This is a genomic window from Pseudomonas sp. nanlin1 (genome assembly GCF_045571515.1).
Classification (GTDB): Bacteria; Pseudomonadota; Gammaproteobacteria; order Pseudomonadales; family Pseudomonadaceae; genus Aquipseudomonas.
Map to the genome: position 1 here is coordinate 2,858,807 of NZ_CP124218.1, position 24,902 is coordinate 2,883,708.

Below are 24,902 nucleotides of genomic sequence, written 5' to 3' on the forward strand. Positions count from 1 at the left end.
TTCGCTGATGCTTGGGTGGTCACCGCGCAGCGCTCGAGCGCGATCAATGGGCGCCGGCGGCTTTGTTCAGGTCGCTCTCTGTCCACTGCGTGTAGACGCACGCATCGGCGCTGGCCCAACGCACGCAGACCGCATCACCGGCCTGTAGCGGCATGCCGCTGGCGGACAGCGCCTTAACGGTCATGGCGGTGCCTGTGGCCGTGACTACCGAGCAGGTCTGGCTTTCGCCCAGGAACAGCATTTCAGTGACGGTCGCGGTCACCTCGTTCCAGCCGCTGGGTAACGGCTCGAGTTGCGCCTGCGCAGGGCTCAGGGCCAAGGCTTTTTCCGGGCGAATCATGAGCAATAGGTCTTGCTCGGTTTGCAGGTTGGCGGTGGGCCGAATGGCCAACGGCTTGCCTTCGAACGTCGCCACGGCGTTGCTTTGGGCCTTGAGTTTGAGAAAGTTCGAGTTACCCAGAAAGGAGGCGACAAAGGCGTTTGGCGGGTTCTGATAGAGGTCATAACCGCTGCCCAGACCGACGATCTTGCCGTGGCTGAAAATGGCGATGCGCTGGGACAAACGCATGGCTTCTTCCTGATCGTGGGTCACGTAAACGATGGTGATGCCCAGGCGCCGATGCAGCTGGCGCAATTCGTCTTGCAGGTCTTCGCGCAGCTTTTTGTCCAGCGCCCCGAGCGGCTCATCCATCAGCAGAATGCGCGGCTCGTAGACCAACGCGCGGGCGATGGCGACGCGTTGCTGCTGGCCACCGGACAACTGCGCAGGGCGGCGGTGGGCGAACTGATCGAGCTGCACCAACTTCAGCATGGCATCGACACGTTTCTCCCGTTCGGCGCTGGCCAGCTTGCGAATCGCCAGGGGGAAGGCAATGTTGTCGCGCACCGACAGGTGTGGAAATAGCGAGTAGCGCTGAAACACCATGCCAATGTCCCGCTTGTGTGGCGGCACGTTAACCAGCGATTGGCCGTTGACCAGAATCTCCCCGGAGCTTGGCTGTTCGAAGCCTGCGAGCATTGACAATGTGGTGCTTTTGCCCGAGCCGCTGGAGCCGAGGAAGGTGAGGAATTCGCCGTCCTGGATATCCAGGGAGATATCGTCGACCGCAGCGAAATTGCCGTAGTGCTTGTTTAGGTGGCGCAGGCTGACCAGCGTGCGCTGATCCGCTGGCGCGGGTTCTTTGATCACGGCACTCATCAGGACATCCTCGCTTCGTTGCGGCGACGCAGGGTCGCGGCGATAAACATGACCAGCATCGACAGGGCGATCAACAACGTCGAAGCGACGGCGATGACCGGGGTGAGGTCCTGGCGCAGGGTGGTCCACATTTTGACGGGTAAGGTTTGCAGGTTGGGGCTTGCCATCATCACACTGAGCACGACTTCATCCCACGACACCAGAAACGCAAACAGGGCACCGGCGACCATGCCCGGGCGAATCCCGGGAAATGTCACTTTCAGCACCGCCTGGAGTCTTGAGGCGCCACAGATGACCGCGGCGTCTTCAATGGATTGATCGAACAGCTTCAGGGAGTTGATGATCGAAATGATGGTGAACGGCAACGCAACGATGACGTGGCTGACCACGAACGAAAACATCGTGCCGGTATAGCCCAGCTTGAGAAACAGCGCGTAAACCGCCACGGCGATGATCACCAGCGGCACGATCATCGGCAGGGTGAATAGGCCGTACAACAGGTCACGCCCGGGGAAGCGCCCACGCACCAGGGCGAAGGCCGTGGGCAAGCCCAACGCCACCGAGCAAACGGTGGTCAACACCGCGACTTTCAAGCTGGTGAAGGCAGCGGCCATCCATTCAGGGTTGCTGAAAAACTGTTGGTACCACTTCAGCGTCCAGCCCGGTGGCGGGAACACCAGCCACTGGGAGGAGCCGAACGACAGCAATACGATGAACACGATCGGCAACAGCAAGAACAGGGCGATCAGTGCGGTGGTGAGGTAGAGCCCCCCGCGCAGGCGCGAGCTCATGGCATTGGGCGTCAGGAGCATGCAGGGTTACCTCGCGCAAGTGCTGCCGACCGGGGATTCCGGTTGCAGCTTCAGATAGAAGTAGAACAGCACCAGGGTAATCACGATCAGCAACGCCGCCGCCGCGCTGGCCAGGCCCCAATTGAGGAACGACTGCACCTGCTGCACGATGAATTCCGGCAGCATCATGTCCTGGGCGCCGCCCAGCAGAGCAGGGGTCACGTAGTACCCAAGGGACATGACGAACACCATCAGCCCGCCGGAAAACAGCCCGGGGCGGCACAGCGGCAGGAACACCTTAAAGAAGTTGCTCCAAGGACTGGCGCCGCAGATGGAACCGGCCTGTAGCACCATGGGGTCGATGGCCTGCATGGTTGCCTGCAACGGCAGCACGATGAACGGAATCATGATGTAAGTCATACCGATCACCACACCGGTGAGGTTATGCACCATCTCCAGCGGCTGATCGATAATACCCAGCGCCATCAGTGCTTTATTGATAACCCCGGAGGCCTGCAACAGCACCAGCCAGGAATAGGTGCGCGCCAGCAGGCTGGTCCACATCGACAGCAGCACTATATTAAGCATCCAGCGGCCCCAGCCGCGAGGCACCAGGGTGATCGCCCACGCCAGTGGAAACCCCAGCAGTAGACTGAACAGCGTCACCATGCCCGCCACCGAGAAGGTATTGAACAGCACCCGGGCATAGGCCGAGTTGGCGAACAGTTGCTCGTAGTTGGCAAACCCCGGGGTGGGTTCGAGCACGCCGCGCAACAGCAGGCCAATCAGCGGTGCGAAGAAAAACAGCCCGAGAAAGATCAGCGCCGGTAGCAGGTTTCGGCTGCCTTTCCAACGCTGCGACAACGCTACGCTCTGGCTCATCTTCACGCCCTGATTAAATGCCGCGCCGCTGGTGCCGTTAGCACCTGCGGCCGCAGTGGAGTGAGGACCGGTGGCGGCCGTCATTTTTACTTGACCAGCCATTCGTTCCACCGTGTCGCGATGCTCGAGCCGTTCTTGGCCCAGTACGCGAAGTCGAGGGTGATTTGGTCTTTAGCGTAAGCGGTCGGCAAGTTAGGCGCTAACGCCGGGTCCAGCTTTTGCACGCTGTCCAGATTGACCGGCGCGTAGGCGGTGAGCCCGGCAAAGTCGGCCTGGCCTTTGGCGCTGGCGGCTTGGGCGATCAGTTTCATGGCAGCGCCTTTGTTTTTCGCGCCTTTGGGTACGACCAAAAAGTCCGCCATGACCAGGTTCTGTTTCCAGCTCACACCCACTGGCGCACCGTCCTGTTGCAGGGCATAGACCCGGCCGTTCCAAAACTGCCCAAGGGCGACCTCACCCGACGCGAGCAACTGCTGGGACTGTGCACCTCCGCCCCACCAAACGATGTCTTTTTTGATGGTGTCGAGTTTCTTGAAGGCGCGGTCCAGGTCCAGCGGGTAAAGCTTGTCGGCGGCGACACCGTCGGCCAGCAGTGCCAGTTCCAGCACGCCAGGGCTTGGCCATTTGTACAGGGCCCGCTTGCCGGGATAGGTCTTGGTGTCGAACAGCGAAGCCCAGTCCTGGGGCTTCTTGCCCGCCAGCCTGGCTTCGTTGTAACCGAGCACGAACGAGAAGAAGAACGAGCCCACGCCGTGGTCGGATACGAAGCGAGGATCGAGGCGATCTTTCTGGATCACATTGAAATCGAGGGGTTCGAGCAAGCCTTCAGCCGCGGCGCGTAGGGCAAAGTCTGCCTCGACGTCCACCACGTCCCACTGCACGTTGCCGCTCTCGACCATGGCCTTGAGTTTGCCGTAATCGGTGGGACCGTCCTGAACCACCGCAGTACCGGTCGCTTGGGTGAAAGGGGTTGCCCAGGCTTGCTTTTGCGCATCCTGAGTCGAACCGCCCCAGCTGACGAAATTGACGCTGTCCGCAGCCACTGCCGCATGACAGGAGAGGGCCAGTAGACCCGCCGTCAAAACCGCTGTTGCACGTTGAATCAACACCATTTTCACGCCCTCATTTGTTGTGTTTTTGAGCGGGCTGCAAGTGCCCGCCTGTCGGGAGCAGTGGGTCTTAGGAGGTTGCGATCCTTAGACCTTGAAAAAAACGGGGCCGGTCAGGGGCTGTTATTTGTGCTGTCCCAAGTGGGCGCACCTGACTGATTAACGCTTCGGCCTACGGAATATCATATTATGGTATTCCAAACTTTCTGCAAGTGTTTTGCCGCGTGCCCGGCGTCCAACTGGCTGCATCCTTGCCGGTTCTTGGACTATTGTTGATGGTTCAGTACTGGTCTTCGGTGGGCTCAAACGCCATAAGCCGGGTACCCCTGTGGTTGCAGTAGATTATTGGTATACCATCAGACAAGATATTTCACAGTTCCGCTCTACTTGAAAGAGCCCCATGCAAAGCGAGGTCGCGATGAAAGGTTATTGGATTGCCCACGTGGATGTGACGGACCCTCAGCAGTACAGCCAATACACCCAGCGCGGGCCGGCCGCGTTCGCCTTGTTTGGCGGGAAGTTCCTGGCCCGTGGCGGGCGCTCCCAAGCTCTGGAGGGACGCGATACCCCACAACGCACGGTGATCATCGAGTTTCCTTCCTACGAGCGAGCGCTGGCCTGTTATCGATCAGACGAGTATCAAGAGGCCATGAGCCATAGGCAGGGTGTAGCCCATGCCGAAATTGTCATCGTGGAGGGGTTCGCCGGGTAGGTGATCGACATATTTATCTATCGAATATTGCGCCAACCGTAGGAGGGGGCCTTGCCCCCGAGCTTTTTGCCCCTGCAAACACAAATTCCCCAAACACCACAAAACGGCCCGTCAGCGCGCCCCGGCGCGATCAACGAATGAAATGCACCGTGCCGCTGCTGTCATTGCCCACGTACAGCCCATAGACACCTGCCTGGCGCTCGGCGATGTAACGTTCGAGGATTTGCCGGATGGCCGGGTAGTAGATCTCGCCCCAGGGGATGTCGGCTGGGGCGAAGAATCGGCACGCCAGGGTTTCCGGGCCGAATTGGCCTGTGATTTCAAGGGCAATCGCGCGGAATACAATGTACACCTCGCTGATCTGCGGCACGCTGAAGATAGAGTAGGGCGAGATGATTTCGCCGCGCACGCCGCTTTCTTCCCAAACCTCGCGCAGCGCGGCCTGTTCGGTGGTTTCGCCGCTTTCCATGAAACCTGCAGGCAGTGTCCAGGTGCCTGGGCGCGGCGGGATCGCCCGCTGGCACAGCAGGTAGCGGCCTTCCTGCTCGATGATGCACCCGGCGATGACCTTCGGGTTGACGTAGTGCACATAATCACAGCGGGTGCACACCAGCCGCTGGTGGGTATCGCCCCTCGGCACGCGTTGTTCCAGTTCAGTGCTGCCACATTGTGAACAAAAGCGTGGGACAGGCATGTCAGCGTCCTATGCGGGGTTCCTTCAGCGCCACGGGTACGACGATCTCGCGGACTTTGCCGGCATCGTCCTGTTTCGATTTGAGGTAGTCCATCGCCACTTTGGCGGCATTGCGGACGTGATCCACTGAAGCCTGATGCGCGGCCAGTGGGTCGCCGCTCTTGATCGCCGCCACCAGTTTTTCCATTTCTTGGTTACTGGCGCCCCGGCGGTTGTCCTGGGACACCGAGGTGGCACGCAAGTAGCTGATGCGCGCCTGCAACTGGCGCAACTGAGTGGCGGCCACGTGATTACCCGAGCCTTCGAGGAGCACGTCGTAGAAGCGCTGCACCGAATCGAGCACCTGTTGCAGCTCGCCTTCCTCCAGCGCCTTGCGGTTTTCTTCGAGGGCTTTTTCCAGCGCTCGAATGTCCTTGGCTTTGGCCCGTAGGGTGAACAACTGGACGATCAGGCCCTCGAGGACGCAACGCAGTTCATAAATGTCGCAGGCGTCCGCCAAGGTAATGATGGCCACGCTCGGGCCTTTGGCATCGGCGAATGCCACCAGGCCTTCGGACTCCAGGTGGCGCAGGGCTTCACGTACCGAAGTGCGACTGACGCCGAGGCGCTCGCACAGGTCGCGCTCGACCAGGCGATCGCCGGGCATAAGCTGAAAGTTCATGATCGCGCTGCGCAATTTGTCCAGCACGATTTCCCGCAGGGTGATGGGGTTGCGATTGACCTTGAAGCTGTCGTCGAGTGGCAGGCGTTTCATGGAGTCCGCTCTAAATGTGGTTGTCCGGGGCGCAGGCGCGGCTTGAATCACAACCGCGCGCTGGCGGACAGCCAACGGGTTGGCTGAGGCCCAGCCTTTTTGCAGGGCCGAAATGGTGCCTGAGTTTATCACGCCGTGTGCTACCCACCACCCGTGGCCTGCCCGGGCTAGGCAAACGCCGGCAGCGGCCCCAGCTTGCCACGATGGTAAACCATCGGAGTTACCGGCTCGGTCGGCAGAATCAGGTTGCGCACCGCGCCGACGATGATCGCGTGATCGCCGCCGTCGTATTCGCGCCACAACTCGCACTCGATGATCGCCGTGGCGTTGTTGAGCAACGGGTTACCCAGTTCGCTCAGGTGCCACTCGATGCCTTTGGCCTTGTCCTTGCCTTTACCCGCGAAAGCATAGGCTTCGGCTGTCTGTTCGGCAGACAGCAAATGAATCGCAAAGCGCTTGCTGTCGCGCAGGATCGGGTAGGTGTCGGAGGCGTAGTTGGGGCAAAACAACACCAACGCTGGATCGATCGACAACGCACTGAAGGCGCTGGCGGTGATGCCCACGAGGGCGCCGTCGGGGTCCAGGGTTGTGACCACGGTGACGCCTGAGGGGAAGGACGCCATGACGTCTTTGTAAATCCCGGGTTCGATCATTGCAGCAGCCTCGCTTAACGCATCACGAAAGGGTCGGGCATCGGGGCTTGCGAGAGGTTGATCCATACCGTTTTCAGCTCGGTATAGGCCAGCACCGAATCGATGCCGCTCTCGCGACCGTAGCCGCTGTTCTTGAAACCGCCGATGGGGGCCATCGCCGACACCGCGCGGTAGGTGTTGACCCAAATGATTCCAGAGCGCACGTCCCGCGCCAGGCGGTGAGCGCGGCCCAGATCACGGGTCCAGATACCGGCGGCCAGGCCGAACTGCGAGTCGTTGGCAATGGCCAGCGCCTCGGCCTCGTCCTTGAAGCGAATCACCGACGCAACCGGCCCGAAGACCTCTTCCTGCATGATCTTCATCGAATTGCGATCGCACTCCAACAGCGTCGGCTCGAAATACCAGCCCTCAGTGTCCAGGGTCGGGCGCTTGCCACCGGTGCGCAGCGTGGCGCCCTCGGCCAGCGCGTCAGCCACCAGGCCTTCGACCACGGCCAATTGCTGAGCGGTGGCCATCGGGCCCATTTCGCTGGCGTCATCCTGGGGGTTGCCAATGCGAATACGCTGGGCGCGTTGCACCAAGCGCTCGACGAACTCGTCGTAGATCTCATCTTGCACCAGCAGTCGCGAGCCCGACACGCAGCTTTGCCCGGACGCCGCGTAGATACCGGCGATGGCGCCGTTGATGGCGCTGTCGAGGTCGGCATCGGCAAAGATGATGTTGGGGGACTTGCCGCCCAGCTCCAGCGACAGCCGTGCGAAATTCTCGGCGCTGCTGCGCACCACGTGGCGGGCCGTTGCCGCTCCGCCGGTGAAGGCGATTTTGCGCACCAGCGGGTGGCGGGTCAGGGCCGCGCCAGTGCTTGGGCCGTAGCCGGTCACCACGTTGACCACCCCTGGCGGGATCCCCGCTTGCAGCGCCAGGCGCGCGAGTTCCAGGACCGTCGCCGAAGCGTGTTCCGACGGCTTGAGCACGATGGTATTACCCGCGGCCAGGGCCGGGGCCAGCTTGATCGCGGTGAGGTACAGCGGGCTGTTCCAGGGGATGATCCCGGCGACCACGCCCATGGGCTCGTGCACGGTGTAGGCAAACAGGTCGGGCTTGTCCAGGGGCAGGGTGCCCCCTTCGAGTTTGTCGGCCAGGCCTGCGGTGTAATGGAAAAACTCCGGCAGGTAACTGACCTGGCCGCGGGTTTCGCGAATCAGTTTGCCGTTGTCGCGGCTCTCCAATTGCGCCAGTTGTTCTTTGTTCTCGGCAATCAGGTCGCCCAGGCGGCGCAGCAGTTTGCCTCGGGCGGTGGCGGTCAGCGTGCGCCATGCCGCGCCTTCGAAGGCTTTTTGTGCGGCCTGGACGGCGCGATCGACATCGGCCTCGTCGGCATCCGGCAGTTGCGCCCAGGGCTGCGCCAGCGCCGGGTTCAGGCTTTCGAAGGTGTTGCCGGACAGTGCGTCGGCCCATTGGCCGTCAATGCACATCTGAAATCGGGTCAGCGTCATGCGACGATCTCCTTTGCCGGGGTGTGTTGGGCGTCCATTTTGCGCAGGAACTCCAGTAGCACCTGGTTGACCAGGCGCGGCGACTCTACCGGCATCATATGCCGTTGCTCGGGCAGTATCGCCACCTGCGCGCCGTGAATTCGCAGCGCCAACTGGCGGGCCATGTCTGGCGTGGAACCTGGGTCCAGCTCACCGGTGGCAATCAGTGTCGGTGCCTTTATCTGCCCCAGATCATCGGCGCGGTACATGTCCTGGGTGGCGAACAGTTTGTAGGTAGTCAGGTAGCCCTGGGGGTCGTTGCTGGCGAGGATCTGCCGGATCGCCGCAATCTGCGCCGGGTTGGCCGCCTGATATTCGCGGCTGAACCAGCGCGACAGCGCCTCGGCGGCATTGGCGTCGGGCCCATGCTCCGCCGCTTGGCTGGTGCGGGCAATAACGCCCGCCCGTTGCTCGGCACTGCGGTTGAACACGCTGTTGAGAATGACCATACCCGAAAGGTGCTGGGGAAAATGCAGGGCAAAGGCACGCGCCACCAAACCGCCCATGGAGAAGCCGATCACGGTAGCGCTCGGCACGCCAAGGTGCTCGAGCAGTTCACGAAGTTGTTCGGCATAACCCGGCAGGCCGGTGTCCGGGTCAGGGCGCGGGCTCGCGCCATGGCCCAGCATGTCATAGGCAATGACCCGATAGTGGGGGGATAAACCAACGATTTGTCCGCCCCACATCTCTTTGTTCAGGCCAACCCCGTGAATCAATACGACGGGATGGCCTTGGCCGGTCGCCAGGTAACTGGTGCCAGCCGGGGTGAGTTCAGCGGTGAGCCGAATCATGAAGCGCTCCTGCACAGGCCTTATCGGTAATGACGACGAGCATTTATTGGGCTTTTTCCGCCGCCAGTTCTTCCAGGTCCAGGTAGCGGTTGCCGATACGGGGGTGCAGGCGACCGCCGTTGGCAGCGCCCAATACCACGACGATTTCATCGGCGCGGGGCGAGTCCTCGATCTGCATTTCCAGGGTGATGTAATGCGAGCGCAGGCCTTCGTCGTCTTTGTGCATCATCGGCACCTGAATAGAGGTGCCCGGGCCACCGCGCTTGTTGGTGAAGCTCAGGTAGCTTTTGGCCTTGACCGCCTCGCGGTAGTGATTGCCGAAGCGCAGGGTGTGAATAATCGCCGAAGCGTGTTCGATTTCGCCGTCGGCGCCGATCACGGCGGCCTTGCCGTAGGCCTCGATCTGGTCAGCACCGCCGATAATTGCAGTCAAACGCTCCACCATTAATGCGCCGAGGTCAGAGCAATTGGCGCGGATTTCAGGCTTGAGGTCGTCGACAAAGCCGCGTCCGTGCCACGGGTTTTTGATGACGGCGGCCAGGCCGACCATCTTAACCGGTTTGTCAGCGGCTTTGCCGCCTTCGATAAAGGTCTCTTCGATGTAGCTGACGATCTTGCGAATTTCAAAACTCATGGCGGGCTCCCAGGGTGCTGACACGGCATGTGGGTATGTATGTGGTCTGATGGTATACCATAAGATTAATCGTGCAAATGGTTTTAGCGGGGGGCGGGATCTAAGGCTGGGGCAGAGTGGGATTGGCGCGGATGCCAACATCCGCTGCGGCGAGGTGCGCCCGCGCCGCTGCGATCGCGGTGCGTGGGGGGTTATTTGCGCCGCGGGCGTGGTGCCACGCCAGTCAGCGTCTGGCGCACGCTGGCCCATGCCCTATGCAGGCTGTTGCGCAGCGCCACCGCGTCCAGCGTTAGGATGCGTACGCAAACTCCGCAGTCATTGGGCAGCGCGCTGACGCCTAAATAACTGTCAGGCAAGCCGTGCAGGGCGTGACGTAGGGCGGCCTTGAGCGCTTGCACCGGCAATCCCTGGCCCACCAGCATAAAGGTCGCCAGCGCCTGGAAAGGGCCGTTCACGCCGGGGAACTGGCGCGTCATGTCTAGCCCGGTCAACGCCAGTCGATCCCCCGCCAGTAGCCGCCCGGAGGGGCAGTGTACTGCCAGATCGGCCCGGTAAGCGTCGAACAGGCCGCTCGTGCCCAGGGGCGTGTGCAGGACAAACGCATCGCAGAGCATCACTCGGGCGCCGGGATGCAACACCACATTGACCCGGCTATGCAGCTTCGCCTGGGGAAACACGATGGTGGCCATCGGCAGGTATTCCAATAAGGCCCCGGCTTCGGCGGTCAGGCTGATGGTTTGGCGGGCAGCGCCTTCGACCATGCTATGGGCTACCGTAGCGGCACCGGTGCTGACGTGGGCCTGGCTGCCCGGGCCGGCATGCAACTGAATGTGCAGATCTTCCCCGGCAAACAGGCCCCCGGAGCACGATTGCAGATACACCGCTGCCATGCCGGCCGGGTCATCGGGCAGTTTCAGGGTGCGGCCCAGATGAAAGGGGTAGCCTACTTGTTGGGCACTGATATAGCTGGCCCCGGACGCTGCTCTACTGAAAGCGATCCGCGCCTGTACCGCGGGTTCTGCCCGGGGCAGCGACGGCGCTGGCTGGCATAGCATTGGCGGCGCGTTCATGGCTGGTCGAACAGCACGGCGCGGCTGATAGCGTCGACCACGGCATCGACCCCCTCACCGAGGGCGCAATTGGTGAACAGCACCGGCCGGCCGTCACGGGCCTCGGCCGATTCGCGGCGCATGCGCGGCAGATCGACGCCGACGTAGGGCGCCAAATCGTATTTATTGACCACTAACAGATCGCAGCTCAACACGCCCGGGCCGCGTTTGCGCGGGATATCGTCCCCGCCGGCCACATCAATGACGAAGATCCAATAATCCACCAGGTCCAGGGAAAAGGTCGAGGCCAGGTTATCGCCGCCGGATTCGATCAGGATAAGGTCAAGCGGCTGGAAACGCGCTTCCAGCTCATCGGCCATTTGCAAGTTGAGGGTTGGATCTTCACGGATCGCCGTGTGCGGGCAGGCCCCGGTTTCCACGGCCAGCACCCGTTGCGGATCGATCAGGCCGCTGCGCTGCACCCGTTCAGCGTCCTCGCGGGTGGCCAGGTCGTTGGTGATAATCGCAAGCTCGGTGCCACGGGCGATAAAGCGCGGGATCAGTTGCTCCAGCAGCCGGGTTTTACCCGAACCCACTGGGCCGCCGATGCCCACGCGAGCGGCGCCAAGGTGCGCCTGCCGTGGTTGTGGCGCAAGGCCGGGCAATACAGTGCTCATCATCAGGTTCCTTTTATCAGCCGCGCTCAGCGCAGCATGTAACGCTGGGCCAAGGGGACTTCGCTGACCGGTTCGCACGTCAGGCGCTCGCCGTCGGCGTAGACATCGAAGGTTTGCGGATCGACGCGGATGTCCGGGCAGGCATCGTTGTGCAGCATGTCGGCCTTGCGCAGGGTGCGGGTGCCGAAGGCCGGCAGCAGGGCTTTTTTCAGGCCCAGTTTTTCCGCCGTATTCGCTTGCACGGCTAGGCGGTTGACGAAGTTCACCGACAGCGCCTGCTTGGCTTCTCCGAAGGCGCCCCATTGCGGGCGCATCAGCAACGGCTCGCAGGTGTACAGCGAGGCAGCGGAGTCGCCCATCACGCCATGCACGATAAAGCCGCCCTTGACCACCAATTCCGGTTTGATGCCGAAGAACGCCGGGCGCCACAACACCAAGTCGGCCAGCTTGCCCGGTTCCAGCGAACCGATGTAGCTGTCGATGCCGAACACCCGCGCGGCGTTGATGGTGTATTTGGCGATGTAACGCTTGATGCGTTCGTTGTCGCCTAAGGCGGTGCTCTCCTCGGGCAGGCGTCCGCGTTGGTCCTTCATCTTCGATGCCAACTGCCAGGTGCGGCAGATCACCTCGTTGATCCGGCCCATGCCCTGGCTGTCCGAACCGAGGATCGAAATCGCTCCGGTGTCGTGCAGGATATCCTCGGCGGCAATGGTCTGCGGGCGCACCCGCGATTCGGCGAAGGCCACGTCTTCCGGCACGTCCGGGTTGAGGTGGTGACAGACCATGATCATGTCCAGGTGTTCGTCGAACGTATTGATGGTGTACGGATTGGTCGGGTTGGTGGAGGAGGGGATGCAATTGGGCTTGCCCGCCACGCTGATGATGTCCGGCGCATGGCCGCCGCCCGCGCCTTCTGTGTGATACATGTGAATGGTGCGGTCGCCGATGGCCGCCAAGGTGTCTTCGAGAAAACCCGATTCGTTGAGGGTATCTGTGTGCAACTGCACCTGAAAGTCGTACTCGTCGGCGACCTTCAGACAGGTGTCGATGACCGCTGGCATGGCGCCCCAGTCTTCGTGGATTTTCAAGCCCAGGCACCCGCCGCGCAGTTGGCCCAGCAGCGATTCTGGCTTGCTGGAGTTGCCGCGGCCGAGAAATCCAAAGTTGATCGGCCAGGCTTCGGCGGCTTGTAGCATCTTGCCGACATTCCATTCCCCGCCGCAGTCGATGCCGACGGTGATCGGCCCCAGCGACCCGCCGATCAGGGTGGTCAGGCCTGCCGCCAAGGCGTGCTCGCACAATTGCGCCGAGTCGAAATGCACATGCACATCGATGCCGCCAGGGGTGACGATCAAGCCTTCGGCGTCGCGTACCGTGGTGGCGACGCCACAGATCAATTGTGGGTGTACGCCATCCATCACCTGCGGATTGCCGGCCTTGCCGATGGCGACGATCTTGCCGTCCTTGATGCCGATATCGCCTTTGACGATGCCGATCACCGGGTCGATGATCAGCGCGTTGCAGATCAGCATGTCGAGGGCGCCGTCTTCACTGTCGTGACCGGGCATCAGGCCCATGCCATCGCGCAGGGTCTTGCCGCCGCCGTGCAGGCATTCATCGCCGGGCACCGCGTGGTCGAATTCCACTTCGGCCAGCAGCGAGGTATCGCCTAGGCGCACCGCATCGCCGGTAGTGGGGCCATACATGGCCGCGTATTCCTTGCGAGTCATGGTTGCCATGGGTCAAGCCCCTTTGAAAAGCTGTGCACGGGCGCGCTCAAGGGCAATTGCCTTGCAGGCCGGATCGTGCAGGTTGCCGTTGGTCAAACCGCTGAAACCGTGGATGTCTCCGCTACCACCGAACTGCACCAAGTGGACCTCGCGCAGCTCCCCCGGCTCGAACCGTACCGCTGTCCCAGCGGGGATGTCCAAGTGCATGCCAAAGGCGATTTCCCGGGGAAAATCCAGCGCTTTGTTGACCTCGAAAAAGTGGTAGTGACTGCCGACCTGCACCGGTCGGTCGCCGGTATTGACCGCGCGTAACGTGGCGGTGGGGCGTGCGCTGTTGAGCTGGATATCGGCGTCAGGCGAAAGGATCTCGCCAGGGGTGGGCAGGTCTGCCAGCGGCTGTAGCCCCGGCCGGATCGGTTGATGCACGGTGACCAGCTTAGTGCCGTCGGGGAAGGTGCCTTCCACTTGCAGCACTGGCAGCAGATCGGCAACCCCCGGCATGACGTCATCGGTGTTGAGGAGGGTCGAGCCAAAGCCGATCAGTTCGGCGACGCTGCGGCCTTCGCGAGCGCCTTCGAGAATCTCGTCGGCGATCAGCGCCGAGGCTTCCGGAAAGTTCAGGCGCAGGCCTTTGGCCCGTCGTTTGCGCGAGAGTTCGGCGGCGCTGTACAGCGTGAGTCGTTCTAGCTCAGTGGGGGTCAGCAGCATGTTGAAGCTCCTGTACGGGCGGCGGGCTGTGGGCCGGGCCGCTCAGTTAGCGAAAAGCCGCAGAGGTTGGGTCTCGTGGCGCATCACGGCGATTTCGGCCATGGGGGTGAAACCACTGGCCTCATCGAGGGTGCAGGGCGCTGCGTCCAGTAGCTCTAGCAGCAACGGCTGGATATCGGTCAACACCCGCTGCGCGTCCACATGCCCCATCACACCCAGGCGCACTGCAGCGCTCACCAGCGCAGTGCACAAGCCGTGGGCCGCCGCCAGGTGGCAGTGTTCGCGGTGCATGCCGAGCTGATGCCAGATCAGCCCCTGGACCACCGGCAAATGCCCTGGGGTCGCGGCGGCCACCACCTGGTGCTGATAAGGCGCAGCCCCTGGGGTGCCGAGCGCGGCATGCACCCCAAGCAACGATTGCCCGACCCGGCGTGAACCTTGGCGCAGTTCTTCGGCCAGGGTCAGGGCTTCAACCTGCGCGTCGAGCAGCATCAGCGTTGGCAGGTCGTCGGCGGCCTGCCAGGCGGCGTCCAAAAAGGCCCGGTCAAAACTGTTCCAGCGATGGCGCAACTGCCCTTCGACGAAGGCGCGGACCTGTTCGCTGCGGTTGTGCCTGATGCCTCGCGGGCGGCGCCCGCTGGGGGTGGCAGGCGGCGTGCCCAGCTGTGCGTCGGTCACCAAGGTTTCCAGGCCCCACGACCAGGCCACCGCGCCGCCGGGGAAAAAACTGTCAGCCTGCTGCAGCGCCAGGAGGCTGCTGCCCAACGTAGTTGGCGCCCGATTCATACGCGCTGCACCCGGCCATCGGCGAGCATGGGCGCCAGCCGCTCGAGATAATCGGCTTCAGGGCCATTGAGCGGAATATGCAAGGTGTCGCCGGCGAAACGCACGGCCCAGTGCATGTTGCCGGCGAAGTAGCCCAGCTCCAGCGCGGCCGCGCTATCGCGGGGTTTCAAGCCGAGTGATTGCTGGTCCTGCATCTGCACGACGATGGCGCGCTGAGCGTCGAGCAGCAGTACCGAACCGTTGCGCAATTGCTGGTGGCGCTCCAGGCGAATCGCGCAATCGGTGCCGCGGTCGCTGGCCAGCCGCAGGCGATGGCGCTGGATATCGCTGGCCGATAGGCTGAGAATTTCCACCTGGCCGGCGTGGCCCAGGTCGTGCAGGCGGTCGGCGAGGGCAGGGTCGCTGGCCTGGCCGAGGATTTGCTCGAGTATCAACATGGTGGGTGCTCCAGGGCCGGGTTCAGATCGTCAGGTAGCGCAGGATGCGCTCACGGTCGACACTGGCGCGGACCTCGCTGTGGACGAATTCGCCTTTCTCGATGATCAGGTAACGGTCAGCCACGGCCATGGCGAACGACAGCACCTGCTCAGAGACGATCAGCGAGAAGCCACGCTCCTTTTTCAGCTGGTTTAAGGCGCGGGCGATATCTTTGATGATGGACGGTTGAATGCCCTCGGTGGGTTCATCGAGGATCAACACCTTGGGGTTAGCGACCAGCGCCCGGGCAATCGCCAGCTGTTGCTGCTGGCCCCCGGAGAGGTTGCCACCCTTGCGCCGCCGCATCTCGAACAGCACCGGGAAGTACTCATAGATGTAATCGGGAATCGGCGCGTAGGGCGCGCCCTGCATGCCGGTGAAGATATTTTCCTCCACCGTCAGGTACGGGAAAATCATCCGGCCCTGGGGCACGAACCCGACACCGGCGGCGACCCGTTCGTAGCTCTTGCTGGCGCTGAGCTCCTGGCCTGCAAGTTTGATGCTGCCGCTGCGTGCCGGCAGCATGCCCACCAGGCTTCTGAGCAGGGTGGTCTTGCCCATGCCGTTGCGACCCATGATCGCCAGCGATTCGGCGGCTGCCAGTTCTAGGTCGAGGTTACGCAGTATGTGGCTGTCGCCGTAATACACGTTCAGTTGATTAACGCTCAGCATGCTCAGTGCCCCAGGTAGACGTCAATGACGCGCGGATCGTTTTGCACCTGATCCATCGAGCCGTAGGCCAGGGTCTTGCCCTGGTGCAGAACGGTGACTTTGTCGGCCACCGATTTCACGAACTCCATGTCGTGCTCGATGATCACCATGGCCCGGCCCTGGGCGATGCGCTTGAGCAGGCCGGCGGTCTTTTCTCTTTCGCCGGCGCTCATGCCCGCCACCGGTTCGTCCAGTAAAAGCAGCTGCGGGCGTTGCATCAGCAGCATGCCGATTTCCAGCCATTGCTTTTGGCCATGGGATAACAGCCCGGCTTTGCGCCCTAACTGATCCTGCAGGAAGATCATCTCGGCGGTCTGCTCGATCTCCCGTTGCAGGACTGGGTCTTTGCGAGCGAACAGGCAATTGAACAGGCCACGCTTGTCCGGCGAAGAGATATCGAGGTTTTCCCGTACCGTCAGGTCTTCGTACACCGAGGGGTTCTGGAACTTGCGGCCGACGCCTGCGCGGGTGATCTGGTATTCGATCATGTTGGCCAGCTGTAGGTCTTTGAAGCGAATACTGCCGGCGCTTGGGCGGGTCTTGCCGCAGATCATGTCCAGCAGGGTGGTCTTACCGGCGCCGTTGGGCCCGATCACCACGTGCACCTGGTTTTCCTCGACGTAGAAATTCAGGCTGTCCACCGCTTTGAAACCGTCGAAGGAAACGGTCAGGTCTTCGACACTCAGCAAAATGGCGCTCATTGCTCGACCTCCCGCTTGCTCAATCGCTGCAGCAGGCCAGCCAACCCGGTAGGCAGGAACAGCACCACGCCCATGAACAGGAAACCGATGAAGTACTGCCAAAAGTTGACGAAGTTCTCCGACAGGTAGGTTTTCGCCACGCCGATCAGCAACGTGCCGTACACCGCGCCCACGAGCGACAGGCGCCCGCCCAGCGCGGCGTAGATGACGATCTCGGTCGACGGGATGATGCCCACCAGCGAAGGCGAGGCCAGCCCCACTTGCAGGGTGAACATCACCCCGCCCAGGGCTGAAATCAGCGCGGCTACGGCAAAGATGAACGCCTTGAACAGCGCCGTGTTGTAGCCGGAAAACCGCACTCGGTCTTCACGGTCACGGATCGCCACCACCACCTTACCCAGGCGGCTACGCAGGATGAACCCGCACAACGCGACACAGGCGAGCAGCAGCAGGGCAGTGATCAGGTACAGAATCCATGGCGTCTGCGCTGTTTGCAGGCTCAGGCCGAAGGCTGTCTTGAAGTCGGTCAGGCCGTTGACGCCGCCGGTGTAGCCTTGCTGGCCGATGATCATGATGGACATGATCGCCGCCAGGGACAGGGTGATGATCGAGAAATACACCCCGCCCACTCGTTTTTTGAAATAGGCGTAGCTGAACAGGAACGCCACTAACGCCGGAAGGACCAGGATCGCGGCCAAGGTGAAGGTCGCCGACTCGAAGGGTTTCCACCACCAGGGGAGGCTTTCGACGCTGTTCCAGATCATGAAGTCCGGCAGCGCCGAGCCATAAAAGGCGGCCAGGGCGCTGGCGGCTTCGTCGGTGGCCGTGGCTTCCAGCTTTAAGTACATCGCCATCATGTAGCTGCCCAGGCCGAAGAAGATGCCTTGGCCCAGGCTGAGGATTCCGCCGTAGCCCCAGATCATCACCATGCCCACGGCGCAGAACGCCAGGCTCAGGTATTTGCCGGCCAGGCCCAGACGGAAGTCGCCCAGGCTCAACGGCAATACCACCAGCAACAGGACCGCCAGCCAGATCAGGCTGTGGCGCTCGATCATCGGTAACCAGCCTGCTTTGAACCAGCGTGGCACCGGCGCCACGGCCTGGGGGGGCTGGAGAGGCTTATGGGTTGTGTCATTCATCTCAGCGTCTCACTTTGGCGGCAAACAAGCCGTTAGGGCGGAAGAACAGCAGCACGATCACCACCAGCAGCGTGATGGCCTTGGCCATTGATCCGGTGGTCAGGTACTCCAGAGAAATCTGCGTCTGGCCGATGGCGAACGCCGAGAGGAAGGTCCCCAACAGGCTCTCCACCCCGCCAAACACCACGACAATAAAGGTGTCCACCAGGTACTGCTGGCCGCTCACGGGGCCGGTGGAGGCGAGCATGGTGAACGAGCTGCCGGCGATCCCCGCCAGGCCGCAGCCCAGGGCGAATGTCACGGCATCGACGCGGGCGGTGTTGATCCCGGCAGCGCCGGCCATGGCCCGGTTCTGGGTCACGGCGCGGATGCGCAGGCCCCAGCGGCTGCGGTAGAGAAAGACAAACACGGCGGCGGCGATGACCAGGGTCAGGCCGATGATAAAAATCCGGTTGAGCGGCAATTCCAGCCCTTCACTGACTTTCCAGGCGCCCTGCAGCCATTGCACGGTGGGCACGCTGACTTCCTTGGGGCCGAAGACCTGGCGAAATAATTGTTGCAACACTATGGAAAGGCCCCAGGTCGCCAGCAAGGTGTCCAGCGGGCGCTTGTACATGAAGCGGATAAAGCAGCGTTCAAGCAGGAAACCAAAGGCGAAGGTCACCGCAAATGCGACACCGATGCCCACAATGAAATACCAGCCCATGAAGTCCGGAAAATAGCGTTGGAACACCAGGGAGGTGACGTAGGTCATGTACGACCCCAGCGCCATCAACTCGCCGTGGGCCATATTGATCACGCCCATCAGGCCAAACACGATGGTCAGCCCCAGCGCCATCAGCACCAGTACCGAGACCAGTGAGAAACCGCTGAACACCTGCATCAGCAAAATATCGAATGTCATTGCGTCGCTACCTGTCGCTGCACGCTGACCGGCCAGGCGAGCTGGCCATGTCGGGGAAAAGGGCGCGCATCAGCTCGCGCCCGGTCCGGTATTACAGTTTCGGGAATGGATTGGGCTCGATCGGCGCCGATTCGTAGATCACGTCCACCTGGCCCTGGGCATTGACGGTGCCAATGCGCGCCTGTTTCCACAGGTGGTGGTTGTCCTTGTGCACCTTGATTTCGCCCTCAGGTGCGTCCAGGGTCAGTTGCGAAGATGCGGCGATCACCGCCGGCACCTCGAAGCTGCCGGCTTTTTCCACGGCTTTCTTCCACAGGTACACGGCGGTGTAGGCGGCGGCCATCGGGTCGCCCACCACGCGTTTCTCGCCATAGCGGGCCTTGAAGGCGGCGACGAATTTCTCGTTGACCGGGTTTTTCAGGCTTTGGAAATAGCTCATGCAGGTAAGAAAACCGGTAAGGTTTTCCGCGCCAATGCCGGTGACTTCTTCTTCGGTCACGGCCAGGGCCATCAGGGTCTGGTTGCTGCTGTCGATACCCGCGGCCTTAAGCTGTTTGTAGAACGCGACGTTGGAGCCGCCCACGATGGTCGACAACACGATGTCCGGCTTGGCGGCCTTGATTTTGTTGATCACCGAGGAAAACTCGATGTTGCCCAGGGGCAGGTAATCTTCGCCGACGATGGAACCGCCTTGCTTGCTCACCGATGCCCGCGCCAGCTTGTTGGTGGTGCGCGGCCAGATGTAGTCCGAACCCACCAGATAGACGCTTTTGCCTTTGTTGGCCATCAACCAGGTCACGGCCGCCAGGGTTTGTTGGGAGGCTTCGGCGCCGGTGTAGATGATCGCCGGGGATTTCTCCAGGCCTTCATAGAAGGTCGGGTAGTAGAGCAAGCCCTTGTTGCGCTCGAACACTGGCAACACGGCCTTGCGCGAGGCCGAGGTGTAGGCGCCAAAGGTGGCAACCACGTGATCGTTTTCCAACAGCTTGCGCGCCTTTTCCGCGAAGGTCGGCCAGTCGCTGGCGCCGTCCTCGACAATCGGCTCGATGGTTTTGCCCAGCACGCCACCGCTGGCGTTGATCTCTTCGATCGCGAGTTTTTCCGCGTCTACCACTGAGGCTTCGCTCATGGCCATGGTGCCGGTCAGCGAATGGATGATCCCGACCTTCACGGTGTCTGCCTGGGCCTGGCTAACCAGGGAAAACGGCAACAGGCTGAAAGCCCCCAAGAGTAGGGCGTGCTTGATCAAGCGGCGTTTCTCGTTGTGCATTGCGTTTCTCCCCAGGAATAAAAAAAGCCCGACGTCCCGGTTAACTCAATAACCGGGAGGTCAGGCTTCTTGTGCCGAATCTGGCGGGACAACTGTGTCCGATCCAGTCGTACGCGAGGTGTCTCCCTACCTGCCGAGTGGGGCGTAGGGCAAACAGCTGGCGTGATGTCTCAGATGAGTTATAGCAAGGGTGGTGCCAATTACCGCCAGCGCGGTTTTTCGGCATGCGCGCCTGGGTCTGCGGTGTTTCACTGCATCTATAGCAACCGTGTAATCGCCTGCGCCGCTTTGGCGCAACGAAGCCCCTGTGCGCACCAAAAGCGTGATGCCCCCCGTGGGTTTTGCGCGGTATCTAGCCTGGCGTGGGGCATGGCCCGCTATCTGCATTACTCTTGCACGACATCCTCGCAGGGTGCCTTGCCACACGCCCACTCTCGGCAGGTGTGGAAGGCCCCTCGCACGACTGGCCGCGACAGCGTAGTCGCGCCAGCCCCAGGCACAACCGGCCTGAGAGCCACCGCCGCCCACGGTGTTCGCTCAGTCTTATCTACGCACCGACTTCCAGACCCCTGCCTATGGGCGGGCGTCTCATCCCACGCTGAACAAGGTTTTTCCCATGGTTAAGCAGTCGATCCGCATAGGCGGTCTGTTTTCCGACACTGGCGTCACCGCGGCTGCCGAAGGCTCGACGATGCGCGGTGCGCAGTTCGCGATCCAGCAGATAAACGCGGCCGGTGGTGTCGATGGCCACCCCCTGGAGCTCATCACCCGCAACCCCGACTCGACGCCTGCGCTGTACGCCATGCACATCGAGGCACTGATCCGCGAAGAGCACCTGCGTTTCTTCTTTGGTTGCTACACCTCGGCCGCGCGCAAGGCAGCGCTGCCCATCGTCGAGCGTTACGATGCGCTGCTGATGTACCCGGTGTACTACGAAGGTTTCGAGTACTCGCGCAACATCATCTACACCGGTGCCACGCCGAACCATAACGCGTTGCCGTTGGGTAGTTACATGCTGGAAAACTTCGGCAAGCGCGTGCTGATGATCGGCTCTGAATACGTTTACCCCTACGAAACCAACCGCTTGATGAGCGACCTGCTGTACGAGCGCGGCGGCACCAAACTGGGCGAGTATTACCTGCCGCTGAAAAACGCCCGGCCCGAGGATTTTGCCAAGTTGATGGACAAAGCCCGCGAGCTGAAACCTTCGTTCATCTTCTCCACCGTGGTGGGGCAGACCATGGGTCATCTGTATCAGGCCTACGCCGATGCCGGTTTTGACCCAGCGATCATGCCGATCGCCAGCCTGACCACCAGCGAAACCGATATCAAGCAAATGGGCGTGCACCTGGGCGCGGGGCATATTTCCGCGGCCACCTACTTCCAATCGGTGGACACCCCGAACAACCGTGAGTGCATCGCCCAATACCGGGCGCTATTCGGCCAACAGCAGGTGACTGACCGCTGCTGGGAGGCCGCGTATTTTCAGGTGCACTTGTTGGCCAAGGCGATCATTCGCGCTGCCAGCACTGAGTTGGAGGATGTCCTGCAGGCCCTGCGTGGCCTTGAATTCGAGGCACCACAGGGGCGTATCCGGGTCGACGCGAACAACCACCACACGTACCTGTTTTCCAGGATCGGCCGGGCCAATGCCCAGGGCCAGTTCGACATCCTCTACGAAAGCCAGACCGCGCTCAAACCCGACCCCTACGCCATCGCGCCGAATTTCAATGACTGGTCCAGTTCGGCCGGGAGCCTGCCATGACTCTGCGCGCCGCCAAGAAACGCCTGCGCCCCGATAGCGCCGGGGGCATCAAGGACCTGCGCGACATCAGCGTGCTGGTGATGCACCCGGACGACGATGACGGCCGCAACCTGATCGAGCAATTGCAGCGCATCGGCTGCCAAGTGCGGGTGCAATGGCCAATTCCAGAGCGCCTGACCCTGGAAACCGATGTCATCGTGTTAGCGGTTTCGCCCGACAGCCTGTCGACCAATACCCCCTGGCTGTTGCACGCCAGCACGCCGCCGATCATTCCGGTGATCGCCTATGAAAACCCGATCATCGTGCAGGCGCTGGTACAGCTAAACGCTTGCTCGGTGATCCCGTCGCCGGTCAGATCCTTCGGCCTGCTCACGGCCTTGGCGATCACCCTGAGCCAGTCACGCAAGGCCCGCGAACGGGAGAAGCACGTCAAGCGCCTGGAAGGGCGCATGGCGGTGATGCGTACCGTGCAGCAGGCCAAGATCATTCTGATCGAAACCAAGGGCATGTCGGAAATCGACGCCTACAACGCCTTGCGCGATCAAGCCATGGCCAAGCGCGAACCGGTGGAGAAGATCGCCGAAGCGCTGGTCAAGGCCCACGAGTTGTTTCAACGCGCCTGTAGCTGAACAGCCTTTGAGTGTCCGGCCCTTGGGCCGAACCCTCTTCTGCGCGGACGTTTGCCATACGCCCTTATTCGGCACGTATGGAGCGCCACGTGGTGGCCGGCCTGGACAACGGAGTCCTCCGGAGAACCGCAGCCGGTGCAGAGAGCACGGCCGGTTCGTGTCGACGACAGCCCGAACGAGGGGCTGTCCTTAACCTATCTGGAGATCACTATGTCCGTAAAACGCCCCAGCAAAGCCGACTTTCTGCTCGCTGCCGAAGATCATGGTTATCATCTGTCCGACAGCCAGTTACAGGCCTTCCTTAGCCTGGCCGATGAAACCTTGAACTCCTACGAAGCCATCGATGCGCTGTACGCCGCCAATATCGCGCAGCAACCGCCACAACGTGAGTACAGCAAAGCCCCCGACGCCGAGAACCGGCACGGCGCCTGGTATGTGAAAACCAGCATTGCCGGTGCCGCCCACGGCCCCCTGGCCGGCCGGACCGTGGTGATCAAGGACAACGTCTCGGTGGCGGGGGTGCCCATGGCCAACGGCTCGTTGAGCCTGGATGGTTACGTGCCCAGCGAAGACGCCACGGTGGTCAAGCGCCTGTTGGCGGCGGGCGCGACGGTGGTGGGTAAATCGGTGTGCGAAGACCTGTGCTTCTCCGGCGCCAGTTTCACCGCCGCCAGCGGCCCGGTGAAAAACCCCTGGGACCTGAGCCGCAACGCCGGTGGCTCGTCCAGCGGCAGCGCGGTGCTGGTGTCACTCGGTGAAGTCGACATGGCCATCGGTGGCGACCAGGGCGGCTCGATCCGGATGCCCTCGGCCTGGAGCGGCATTGTCGGGCATAAACCCACTTACGGCCTGGTGCCCTATACCGGAGCTTTTCCGATTGAGCGCACCATCGACCACGTCGGCCCCATGGCCAACAATGTGCGCGATGTAGCGCTGATGCTTGACGTCATCGGCGGCGCAGACGGCCTGGATTCGCGGCAGAAAAACCCACCCGAGGTGAACTGCATGGCCACCCTCGACCAAGGCGTGGCCGGTCTGAAAATCGGCTTGTTGCGCGAAGGGTTCGCGATTCCCGGTGTGTCCGAGCCACAGGTGGACGCGTTGGTCAAAGCGGCGGTCCAGGAACTGGAAAAACTCGGCGCCACGGTGGGTGAAGCCAGTGCCCCCTGGCATTCGCGGGTGGCCATGGACTTGTGGAACGTCATCGCCACCGACGGCGCGGCGTACCAGATGCTGCAAGGCAACGGCTACGGTATGAACGTCGATGGCTACTACGATCCAGACATCATGAGCTATTTCGGCGAGAAGCGCCGCGAGCACGCCGATGCGTTGTCCAGCAGCGTGCAGGCGGTTGCCCTGACCGGGCACTACAGCCTGAAAAACCTGCACGGTGCGTATTACGCCAAGGCGCGCATGCTGGTACCCGAATTGACCCGCCAATACGACGAAGCTTTTGCCGCCTTTGACGTGCTGGTGATGCCGACCATGGCCTTCGTAGCAACGCCGCTGACTGCGGCCGACGCGCCCATTGAGGAGTACGTGCACAGCGCCCTGGATATGCTCGCCAATACCGCCCCATTCGACTTGACCGGGCATCCGGCCACCTCGATTCCGGCGGGTCTGGCGGACGGTCTGCCGGTGGCGATGATGATCGTGGCGCCGCGTTTCCAGGACGCCCTTGCATTGCGTGTGGCCCAGGCCTACGAACAAGCACGTGGCGAATTCCCCAAGCCACCGCGTGGGTAAACAGCCCTTGCAAGGCGCTCGCGCCTTGCTTTTTTTTCATCATCAAGGAGCGCTCTATGCGATTGATTCCACTTGTACGGCTGGCCCTGGGCACTGCGTTGTGCGTGGTACCGGTGCTTGCCTTTGCCCATCCCGGGCACGCTGACTCCGGACTGATCGCTGGCATGGCTCACCCCTTGAGCGGGGTGGATCACTTGCTGGCAATGTTTGCTGTGGGCCTCTGGGCTGCCCAGCAAACCCATCACGGCCGCTGGCGGTTGCCGCTGACTTTTGTCGGCGCCATGTTGTTGGGCGGCCTATTGGGCTTCGACGGGGTGGCAATCGCTTACTTGGAAGGCGCCATCGCCGCATCCGTGCTGGCCCTTGGCGTGCTGGTGGCCGTGGCGGCTCGCCCGCCCTTGGCAGTGAGCCTGGTGATCAGCGGGCTGTTCGGGCTGGCCCACGGTATGGCCCACGGGCTTGAATTACCGGCGATGAACAGCCCAGTAGGATATGCCCTAGGGTTCGTGGCTGCGACCTCGGCGTTGCATGGGGCCGGGTATGCTTTGGCGCGCTGGATGCCGTTGGCTGGGGCGGCGCTCATCCGCGGGCTTGGGATGATTGCGGCGGGAGCAGGTGCGCTAATGCTGGCCAGCTAAAAGCTACCCATCTTTGATAGCAGGCTCTGAGCTGCCTACGGGGGGCAGGGCGGGGCCTGTGCTAATGCCATATCCATCGCCGCCACTATTCGGCCATCAGCCAAATTGATACAATCCGTGAATGCCAAATCCCTTTTAATTCCTGCTGTGTCAAGATAGAGTCACTTGGCCAGCCATGAGGCAAAGCTGTCTGTTTTCGATCGACGGTTTTTTGTCACT

26 protein-coding genes are annotated in these 24,902 nt (G+C 61.9%); 5 read left to right on the forward strand and 21 right to left on the reverse strand.

What is annotated here, in order from left to right; translation table 11 throughout:
* Positions 1 to 43: 43 nt before the first annotated feature.
* The 4 genes from QCL65_RS13300 to QCL65_RS13315 are packed head-to-tail and all read right to left on the reverse strand — an operon-like array spanning position 44 to position 3,983.
* Positions 44 to 1,198, reverse strand: coding sequence for an ABC transporter ATP-binding protein (locus QCL65_RS13300; protein WP_407309314.1), 1,155 nt, complete (start codon positions 1,196 to 1,198; stop codon positions 44 to 46).
* Positions 1,198 to 2,010, reverse strand: a complete 813-nt coding sequence (locus QCL65_RS13305) for an ABC transporter permease (protein WP_407309316.1) — start codon at positions 2,008 to 2,010, stop codon at positions 1,198 to 1,200. The genes QCL65_RS13300 and QCL65_RS13305 overlap by 1 nt, the downstream gene beginning before the upstream one ends.
* A 6-nt stretch (positions 2,011 to 2,016) precedes the next feature.
* Positions 2,017 to 2,973, reverse strand: coding sequence for an ABC transporter permease (locus tag QCL65_RS13310; protein ID WP_407309318.1), 957 nt, complete (start codon positions 2,971 to 2,973; stop codon positions 2,017 to 2,019).
* Complete coding sequence (locus QCL65_RS13315; RefSeq protein ID WP_407309320.1) at positions 2,958 to 3,983, reverse strand: ABC transporter substrate-binding protein; 1,026 nt, start codon at positions 3,981 to 3,983, stop codon at positions 2,958 to 2,960. The genes QCL65_RS13310 and QCL65_RS13315 overlap by 16 nt, the downstream gene beginning before the upstream one ends.
* A gap of 415 nt (positions 3,984 to 4,398) precedes the next feature.
* Between QCL65_RS13315 and QCL65_RS13320 the strand changes: the two genes are divergently transcribed.
* Positions 4,399 to 4,692, forward strand: a complete 294-nt coding sequence (locus tag QCL65_RS13320; RefSeq protein WP_407316838.1) for a DUF1330 domain-containing protein — start codon at positions 4,399 to 4,401, stop codon at positions 4,690 to 4,692.
* A gap of 130 nt (positions 4,693 to 4,822) precedes the next feature.
* On the opposite strand, the gene QCL65_RS13325 is transcribed toward QCL65_RS13320, so the two are convergent.
* From QCL65_RS13325 to urtA, 17 genes are all read right to left on the reverse strand, one after another.
* Positions 4,823 to 5,386, reverse strand: coding sequence for an NUDIX hydrolase (locus QCL65_RS13325; RefSeq protein WP_407309322.1), 564 nt, complete (start codon positions 5,384 to 5,386; stop codon positions 4,823 to 4,825).
* 1 nt (position 5,387) lies between these two features.
* Positions 5,388 to 6,140, reverse strand: a complete 753-nt coding sequence (locus tag QCL65_RS13330) for a GntR family transcriptional regulator (RefSeq protein ID WP_407309324.1) — start codon at positions 6,138 to 6,140, stop codon at positions 5,388 to 5,390.
* A 167-nt stretch (positions 6,141 to 6,307) separates the two neighbouring features.
* Positions 6,308 to 6,793 carry a flavin reductase family protein gene (locus QCL65_RS13335; protein ID WP_407309326.1) on the reverse strand — a complete coding sequence of 162 codons (486 nt, stop codon included), beginning with the start codon at positions 6,791 to 6,793 and terminating at the stop codon, positions 6,308 to 6,310.
* 14 nt (positions 6,794 to 6,807) lie between these two features.
* Positions 6,808 to 8,289: an aldehyde dehydrogenase gene (locus tag QCL65_RS13340; RefSeq protein WP_407309328.1), complete on the reverse strand. Its 1,482-nt coding sequence runs from the start codon at positions 8,287 to 8,289 to the stop codon at positions 6,808 to 6,810.
* Complete coding sequence (locus QCL65_RS13345) at positions 8,286 to 9,119, reverse strand: alpha/beta fold hydrolase (RefSeq protein ID WP_407309330.1); 834 nt, start codon at positions 9,117 to 9,119, stop codon at positions 8,286 to 8,288. Before QCL65_RS13345 ends, QCL65_RS13340 begins: the two co-directional genes overlap by 4 nt.
* 43 nt (positions 9,120 to 9,162) lie before the next feature.
* Positions 9,163 to 9,753: an amino acid synthesis family protein gene (locus QCL65_RS13350; RefSeq protein WP_407309332.1), complete on the reverse strand. Its 591-nt coding sequence runs from the start codon at positions 9,751 to 9,753 to the stop codon at positions 9,163 to 9,165.
* A 191-nt stretch (positions 9,754 to 9,944) separates the two neighbouring features.
* A complete protein-coding gene (locus QCL65_RS13355) occupies positions 9,945 to 10,823 on the reverse strand; it encodes an urease accessory protein UreD (protein WP_407309334.1) in 879 nt (292 codons plus the stop codon).
* On the reverse strand, positions 10,820 to 11,479 hold the full coding sequence (gene ureG, locus QCL65_RS13360) for an urease accessory protein UreG (protein ID WP_407309336.1): 660 nt from the start codon (positions 11,477 to 11,479) through the stop codon (positions 10,820 to 10,822). The genes QCL65_RS13355 and ureG overlap by 4 nt, the downstream gene beginning before the upstream one ends.
* Before the next feature lie 26 nt (positions 11,480 to 11,505).
* On the reverse strand, positions 11,506 to 13,218 hold the full coding sequence (gene ureC / locus QCL65_RS13365; protein WP_407309338.1) for an urease subunit alpha: 1,713 nt from the start codon (positions 13,216 to 13,218) through the stop codon (positions 11,506 to 11,508).
* Between the two features lie 3 nt (positions 13,219 to 13,221).
* Positions 13,222 to 13,917: an urease subunit beta gene (locus tag QCL65_RS13370; RefSeq protein WP_407309340.1), complete on the reverse strand. Its 696-nt coding sequence runs from the start codon at positions 13,915 to 13,917 to the stop codon at positions 13,222 to 13,224.
* Between the two features lie 42 nt (positions 13,918 to 13,959).
* Positions 13,960 to 14,703, reverse strand: coding sequence for an urease accessory protein UreF (locus tag QCL65_RS13375; RefSeq protein WP_407309342.1), 744 nt, complete (start codon positions 14,701 to 14,703; stop codon positions 13,960 to 13,962).
* A complete protein-coding gene (gene ureE / locus QCL65_RS13380; protein WP_407309344.1) occupies positions 14,700 to 15,140 on the reverse strand; it encodes an urease accessory protein UreE in 441 nt (146 codons plus the stop codon). The genes QCL65_RS13375 and ureE overlap by 4 nt, the downstream gene beginning before the upstream one ends.
* 22 nt (positions 15,141 to 15,162) lie before the next feature.
* Positions 15,163 to 15,852: an urea ABC transporter ATP-binding subunit UrtE gene (gene urtE / locus QCL65_RS13385; protein WP_407309346.1), complete on the reverse strand. Its 690-nt coding sequence runs from the start codon at positions 15,850 to 15,852 to the stop codon at positions 15,163 to 15,165.
* A 2-nt stretch (positions 15,853 to 15,854) separates the two neighbouring features.
* A complete protein-coding gene (gene urtD, locus QCL65_RS13390) occupies positions 15,855 to 16,592 on the reverse strand; it encodes an urea ABC transporter ATP-binding protein UrtD (RefSeq protein WP_407309348.1) in 738 nt (245 codons plus the stop codon).
* Positions 16,589 to 17,731 carry an urea ABC transporter permease subunit UrtC gene (gene urtC / locus QCL65_RS13395; RefSeq protein WP_407309350.1) on the reverse strand — a complete coding sequence of 381 codons (1,143 nt, stop codon included), beginning with the start codon at positions 17,729 to 17,731 and terminating at the stop codon, positions 16,589 to 16,591. The genes urtD and urtC overlap by 4 nt, the downstream gene beginning before the upstream one ends.
* A gap of 1 nt (position 17,732) precedes the next feature.
* Entirely contained in the window at positions 17,733 to 18,635 is a 903-nt protein-coding gene (gene urtB / locus QCL65_RS13400; RefSeq protein ID WP_407309352.1) for an urea ABC transporter permease subunit UrtB, read from the reverse strand.
* A gap of 91 nt (positions 18,636 to 18,726) precedes the next feature.
* Positions 18,727 to 19,905, reverse strand: a complete 1,179-nt coding sequence (gene urtA / locus QCL65_RS13405) for an urea ABC transporter substrate-binding protein (RefSeq protein ID WP_407309354.1) — start codon at positions 19,903 to 19,905, stop codon at positions 18,727 to 18,729.
* Positions 19,906 to 20,521: 616 nt separating this feature from the next.
* On the opposite strand from urtA, the gene QCL65_RS13410 reads away from it, so the two are divergent.
* The 4 genes from QCL65_RS13410 to QCL65_RS13425 all read left to right on the forward strand — a co-directional run bounded on the left by QCL65_RS13410 (position 20,522) and on the right by QCL65_RS13425 (position 24,683).
* The gene (locus QCL65_RS13410; protein ID WP_407309356.1) at positions 20,522 to 21,670 is read left to right on the forward strand and encodes a transporter substrate-binding domain-containing protein; all 1,149 of its coding nucleotides are present in this window, start codon (positions 20,522 to 20,524) and stop codon (positions 21,668 to 21,670) included.
* Positions 21,667 to 22,299 carry an ANTAR domain-containing response regulator gene (locus QCL65_RS13415; protein ID WP_407309358.1) on the forward strand — a complete coding sequence of 211 codons (633 nt, stop codon included), beginning with the start codon at positions 21,667 to 21,669 and terminating at the stop codon, positions 22,297 to 22,299. Before QCL65_RS13410 ends, QCL65_RS13415 begins: the two co-directional genes overlap by 4 nt.
* Before the next feature lie 210 nt (positions 22,300 to 22,509).
* Entirely contained in the window at positions 22,510 to 24,045 is a 1,536-nt protein-coding gene (locus tag QCL65_RS13420; RefSeq protein WP_407309360.1) for an amidase, read from the forward strand.
* Positions 24,046 to 24,110: 65 nt separating this feature from the next.
* Complete coding sequence (locus tag QCL65_RS13425; RefSeq protein ID WP_407316840.1) at positions 24,111 to 24,683, forward strand: HupE/UreJ family protein; 573 nt, start codon at positions 24,111 to 24,113, stop codon at positions 24,681 to 24,683.
* Positions 24,684 to 24,902 lie beyond the last annotated feature (219 nt).

What these genes read in the sequence shown, in the direction of transcription:
- QCL65_RS13300 (WP_407309314.1), bottom strand. Translation starts at nt 1,198, where the DNA reads ATGAGTGCCGTGATCAAAGAACCCGCGCCAGCGGATCAGCGCACGCTG.
- QCL65_RS13305 (WP_407309316.1), bottom strand. Translation starts at nt 2,010, where the DNA reads ATGCTCCTGACGCCCAATGCCATGAGCTCGCGCCTGCGCGGGGGGCTC.
- QCL65_RS13310 (WP_407309318.1), bottom strand. Translation starts at nt 2,973, where the DNA reads ATGGCTGGTCAAGTAAAAATGACGGCCGCCACCGGTCCTCACTCCACT.
- QCL65_RS13315 (WP_407309320.1), bottom strand. Translation starts at nt 3,983, where the DNA reads ATGGTGTTGATTCAACGTGCAACAGCGGTTTTGACGGCGGGTCTACTG.
- QCL65_RS13320 (WP_407316838.1), top strand. Translation starts at nt 4,399, where the DNA reads ATGAAAGGTTATTGGATTGCCCACGTGGATGTGACGGACCCTCAGCAG.
- QCL65_RS13325 (WP_407309322.1), bottom strand. Translation starts at nt 5,386, where the DNA reads ATGCCTGTCCCACGCTTTTGTTCACAATGTGGCAGCACTGAACTGGAA.
- QCL65_RS13330 (WP_407309324.1), bottom strand. Translation starts at nt 6,140, where the DNA reads ATGAAACGCCTGCCACTCGACGACAGCTTCAAGGTCAATCGCAACCCC.
- QCL65_RS13335 (WP_407309326.1), bottom strand. Translation starts at nt 6,793, where the DNA reads ATGATCGAACCCGGGATTTACAAAGACGTCATGGCGTCCTTCCCCTCA.
- QCL65_RS13340 (WP_407309328.1), bottom strand. Translation starts at nt 8,289, where the DNA reads ATGACGCTGACCCGATTTCAGATGTGCATTGACGGCCAATGGGCCGAC.
- QCL65_RS13345 (WP_407309330.1), bottom strand. Translation starts at nt 9,119, where the DNA reads ATGATTCGGCTCACCGCTGAACTCACCCCGGCTGGCACCAGTTACCTG.
- QCL65_RS13350 (WP_407309332.1), bottom strand. Translation starts at nt 9,753, where the DNA reads ATGAGTTTTGAAATTCGCAAGATCGTCAGCTACATCGAAGAGACCTTT.
- QCL65_RS13355 (WP_407309334.1), bottom strand. Translation starts at nt 10,823, where the DNA reads ATGAACGCGCCGCCAATGCTATGCCAGCCAGCGCCGTCGCTGCCCCGG.
- ureG (WP_407309336.1), bottom strand. Translation starts at nt 11,479, where the DNA reads ATGAGCACTGTATTGCCCGGCCTTGCGCCACAACCACGGCAGGCGCAC.
- ureC (WP_407309338.1), bottom strand. Translation starts at nt 13,218, where the DNA reads ATGGCAACCATGACTCGCAAGGAATACGCGGCCATGTATGGCCCCACT.
- QCL65_RS13370 (WP_407309340.1), bottom strand. Translation starts at nt 13,917, where the DNA reads ATGCTGCTGACCCCCACTGAGCTAGAACGACTCACGCTGTACAGCGCC.
- QCL65_RS13375 (WP_407309342.1), bottom strand. Translation starts at nt 14,703, where the DNA reads ATGAATCGGGCGCCAACTACGTTGGGCAGCAGCCTCCTGGCGCTGCAG.
- ureE (WP_407309344.1), bottom strand. Translation starts at nt 15,140, where the DNA reads ATGTTGATACTCGAGCAAATCCTCGGCCAGGCCAGCGACCCTGCCCTC.
- urtE (WP_407309346.1), bottom strand. Translation starts at nt 15,852, where the DNA reads ATGCTGAGCGTTAATCAACTGAACGTGTATTACGGCGACAGCCACATA.
- urtD (WP_407309348.1), bottom strand. Translation starts at nt 16,592, where the DNA reads ATGAGCGCCATTTTGCTGAGTGTCGAAGACCTGACCGTTTCCTTCGAC.
- urtC (WP_407309350.1), bottom strand. Translation starts at nt 17,731, where the DNA reads ATGAATGACACAACCCATAAGCCTCTCCAGCCCCCCCAGGCCGTGGCG.
- urtB (WP_407309352.1), bottom strand. Translation starts at nt 18,635, where the DNA reads ATGACATTCGATATTTTGCTGATGCAGGTGTTCAGCGGTTTCTCACTG.
- urtA (WP_407309354.1), bottom strand. Translation starts at nt 19,905, where the DNA reads ATGCACAACGAGAAACGCCGCTTGATCAAGCACGCCCTACTCTTGGGG.
- QCL65_RS13410 (WP_407309356.1), top strand. Translation starts at nt 20,522, where the DNA reads ATGGTTAAGCAGTCGATCCGCATAGGCGGTCTGTTTTCCGACACTGGC.
- QCL65_RS13415 (WP_407309358.1), top strand. Translation starts at nt 21,667, where the DNA reads ATGACTCTGCGCGCCGCCAAGAAACGCCTGCGCCCCGATAGCGCCGGG.
- QCL65_RS13420 (WP_407309360.1), top strand. Translation starts at nt 22,510, where the DNA reads ATGTCCGTAAAACGCCCCAGCAAAGCCGACTTTCTGCTCGCTGCCGAA.